Source organism: Candidatus Thioglobus sp., assembly GCF_028599055.1.
Classification (GTDB): Bacteria; Pseudomonadota; Gammaproteobacteria; order PS1; family Pseudothioglobaceae; genus Thioglobus_A.
Genome location: NZ_JAQRMS010000118.1, coordinates 1 through 3668, shown reverse-complemented (window position 1 = coordinate 3668; position 3668 = coordinate 1). Strand labels below are relative to the sequence as shown.

At 36.9% G+C, this 3668-nt stretch carries 4 protein-coding genes; all 4 read left to right on the top strand.

The features are described from left to right. Positions 1 to 296: 296 nt before the first annotated feature. Complete coding sequence (gene rfbA / locus PSN35_RS06565; protein WP_300031146.1) at positions 297 to 1175, top strand: glucose-1-phosphate thymidylyltransferase RfbA; 879 nt, start codon at positions 297 to 299, stop codon at positions 1173 to 1175. After that, a complete protein-coding gene (gene rfbC / locus PSN35_RS06560; protein ID WP_300031143.1) occupies positions 1172 to 1726 on the top strand; it encodes a dTDP-4-dehydrorhamnose 3,5-epimerase in 555 nt (184 codons plus the stop codon). Before rfbA ends, rfbC begins: the two co-directional genes overlap by 4 nt. 25 nt (positions 1727 to 1751) lie before the next feature. Then, entirely contained in the window at positions 1752 to 2891 is a 1140-nt protein-coding gene (locus PSN35_RS06555; RefSeq protein WP_300031140.1) for a DegT/DnrJ/EryC1/StrS aminotransferase family protein, read from the top strand. After that, the coding region (gene rfbB, locus PSN35_RS06550) for a dTDP-glucose 4,6-dehydratase (protein WP_300031137.1) at positions 2878 to 3668 on the top strand (791 nt) is incomplete at its 3' end. The genes PSN35_RS06555 and rfbB, both read left to right, overlap by 14 nt.

Genomic DNA, 3668 nt, shown 5'->3' with positions numbered 1-3668 from the left:
TTTTGGCATAATCTTTAATTTCAGCTGTATTTTGATAGGGTAAATTGTAATAGCCAATGTCTTTACGCTCCGCCTCAAGCCGCTCAAAAATCTCTGCATTGGATTTTATTTGATAGAAATTCTTACAATATTCCATATATTCACAATAAACAATAGTTTGTTAGATTTTAACGTTTAACATGACACTTTATACAAGATTATCTAAATAAGTTCAGTTTAAAAACATTATTATTCTTATATTTATTTATAATTAAATTCCGATAGAAAATTTTTATTTAACAAACCAAAAAAGACAAATGAAAGGAATTATTCTAGCAGGTGGCTCAGGTACACGCTTATACCCTCTTACCAAAGGCGTATCAAAACAGCTTATGCCGATTTATGATAAACCGATGATTTACTATCCTTTATCGGTATTAATGCTTGCTGGCATTCAAGAGGTGCTTATTATCTCCACCCCTGAAGATCTACCTAGATTTGAACAGCTCCTTGGTGATGGCAAAGATATTGGCATGAGGTTTGAATATATTGTTCAGCCTTCTCCGGATGGCCTAGCTCAAGCATTTATCCTAGGCAAAGATTTTATTGGCGATGATGATGCCTGTCTAATCCTAGGAGATAATATCTATTATGGTCACGGGTTGCCTGAAATGTTACATATTGCGGTTAATAATGCCTCACACAATATGGCTACTGTGTTTGGTTACCACGTGCATGATCCAGAGCGTTACGGTGTGGTTGACTTTGATGCTACTGGCAGGGCGCTTAGCATTGAAGAAAAACCTGCTAATCCAAAAAGCAATTATGCAGTAACAGGATTGTACTTTTACCCTAATGATGTGGTTAAAAAGGCTGCTGAGGTTGTGCCATCTGATAGAGGTGAACTAGAAATCACTACAGTGAATCAAATGTATCTTGATGAAGAGCACTTAACTGTTGAGTTAATGGGAAGGGGTTATGCTTGGTTAGATACAGGTACACACGAAAGCTTGTTAGAAGCTTCAACTTTTATTGAAACCATTGAAAGAAGACAAGGGCTAAAAGTAGCTTGCATTGAAGAGATTGCCTTTGAGATGAAATATATTAATAAAAAGCAACTCATTAATCTTGCACAACCATTAAAGAAAAATCAGTATGGCCAATACTTATTAAAGCGCGCTACTGAGATACAATGAAATTTACACCTCAATCAATTCCAGAAGTTATACTTATTGAACCAAAAGTTCATGGAGATGATCGTGGATATTTTTCTGAAACATTTAGACAGGATTTATTTGAAGAAGCAATAGGTTATAAAGTAAACTTTATTCAAGATAACGAGTCTAAGTCCAAGAAAGGCGTGCTTAGAGGCTTGCATTACCAACTACCACCTCATGCTCAAGCTAAACTAGTCAGAGTGATTGAAGGCAGCGTGTTAGATGTGGCTGTTGATATCAGAAAGTCAAGTCCAACTTATGGCCAGCATGTGGCGGCTGAACTAACAAGCACGAACAAGCACCAGTTGTTTGTACCACATGGCTTTGCACATGGCTTTGTTGTTTTGAGTGATAGTGCTACCTTTGCTTATAAAGTAGATAATTACTACGCACCGAAATATGATCGAGGTATTGCGTTTAATGATCCTAAATTAGATATTGATTGGAGACTGACAACAAAAGAATTTCAGCTTTCAGATAAGGACGCAAAGCTCTCTAATTTATGTGATCAAAATCAATTGTTTACATAGACAATCATTAAAAAAGAAAATTATTATGATAAATTTATTTCAACCAAACCTTGGCAATGATGAGATTGCATTAATTAAAGATGTGTTTGCCAGCAATTGGCTGGGAAAGGGGAATAGTGTTAAAGATTTTGAAAATAAATTTGCCGAAAGCTTATCAAGCAATACCAAAAAATTCTTATCAACCACTAGTTGCACTGAGGCTATATTTTTATCTGCTAAGTTATTTAATTTTTCCAAAGGTGATGAAATTATTGTGCCGACAATTTCATTCCCATCTGTTGGTAGTGCTATTATTGAATCCGGGGCAAAAATAGTCTTTTGTGATGTTGATAAGCACTCTCTCAATGTGAGAGCAAAAGATATTCAAAAATCCATATCTAGCAAAACCAAGGCCGTCTACATTACTCACTATGGTGGAATTCCTTGCGAAATGGATGAGATTTCTGAGCTTTGCAATCAGAATAACATTCTGATGATTGAAGATTCTGCTTGTGCAGTACGTAGCTTTTACAAAGGTCAAGCTTGTGGCACAATTGGCGACATGGGTATGTGGTCGTTCGATGCAATGAAAACACTGTCTACTGCTGATGGTGGGATGATGTATATAAAAGATACTGATAAGCGCATAGAGGCAGAAGAAAGCTTGTATCTTGGTTTGCCAGTAAAAAGCAAGAGTGGCCTCGATTCATCATCAGAAAATGCCGCCAACTGGTGGGAGTTCGAGATGAATAGAACAGGTAGGCGCGCCATTATGAATAATGTCACGGCTGCTATGGGCTTATCTCAACTAAATAAGTTGAGTGCTTTTATTGATAAACGGAAAAATATTTTTGAACAATATACTAAAGAGTTGAAAAATATTGGTGATATAAGACTGCCACCAACACCTGAATTTGAACATACCTCTTCTTATTATTTCTTTTGGATTCAAACTGAACACCGTGATCAACTGGCAAAATTTTTATTAGATAAAGGCGTCTATACAACTTTTAGATATTGGCCGCTCGATAAAATTAAACTGTTCTCCGAATATGCAATTGAAGACTATCCAAATTCTGATTATGCAGCCTCTCACACGCTCAATATTCCCCTGCATCAATCCTTGTCTGATGAAGATGTTGATCTAGTCACAAATGGCATTAAGGAATTTTATGTCCAATTATAAAAAACTATTAATTACTGGTGGCGCCGGCTTTATTGGCTCCGCTGTTATTCGCCATATAATTAACAACACAGACCATTATGTTGTTAATGTTGATAAGCTCACCTATGCCGGAAATCTAGAATCATTAACCTCTGTAAAAGATAATGAAAGATATGTATTCGAGCAAGTTGACATTTGCGATGCTGGTGAGATTAGGCGTGTGTTTAACGCATACCAGCCCGATATTGTAATGCATCTTGCAGCTGAATCTCATGTTGACCGGTCAATAGACGGGCCAGGTGAGTTTATTCAAACTAATATTGTTGGCACCTATGTTCTACTAGAAGAAGCTAGGGGTTATTGGTCAGGATTAGACGATGAAAAAAAAGATAGCTTTAGATTCCATCACGTATCCACTGATGAGGTCTATGGTGATTTAGAAGGTACAGATGATTTATTTACTGAAGATACACATTATGCGCCTAGCTCGCCTTATTCGGCTGCCAAGGCGAGCTCTGATCATTTAGTACGCGCTTGGCAGCGCACCTTTAAGTTTCCAACCTTAATTACCAATTGCTCTAATAATTATGGGCCGTACCAGTTTCCAGAAAAACTCATCCCGCTTATAATTCTTAATGCACTAAAGGGTAAAAGCTTGCCAATATATGGTGATGGCAAACAAATTAGAGATTGGCTATATGTTGATGACCATGCAAGAGCACTCTTGCATGTTGCTCTTACTGGTGAAATTGGAGAGACTTATAATATTGGTGGTCATAATGAAATGCAAAATATTGA

Excerpts from the sequence above, each read along its gene's own strand:
- rfbA (WP_300031146.1), top strand. The coding sequence starts at position 297 with ATGAAAGGAATTATTCTAGCAGGTGGCTCAGGTACACGCTTATACCCT.
- rfbC (WP_300031143.1), top strand. The coding sequence starts at position 1,172 with ATGAAATTTACACCTCAATCAATTCCAGAAGTTATACTTATTGAACCA.
- PSN35_RS06555 (WP_300031140.1), top strand. The coding sequence starts at position 1,752 with ATGATAAATTTATTTCAACCAAACCTTGGCAATGATGAGATTGCATTA.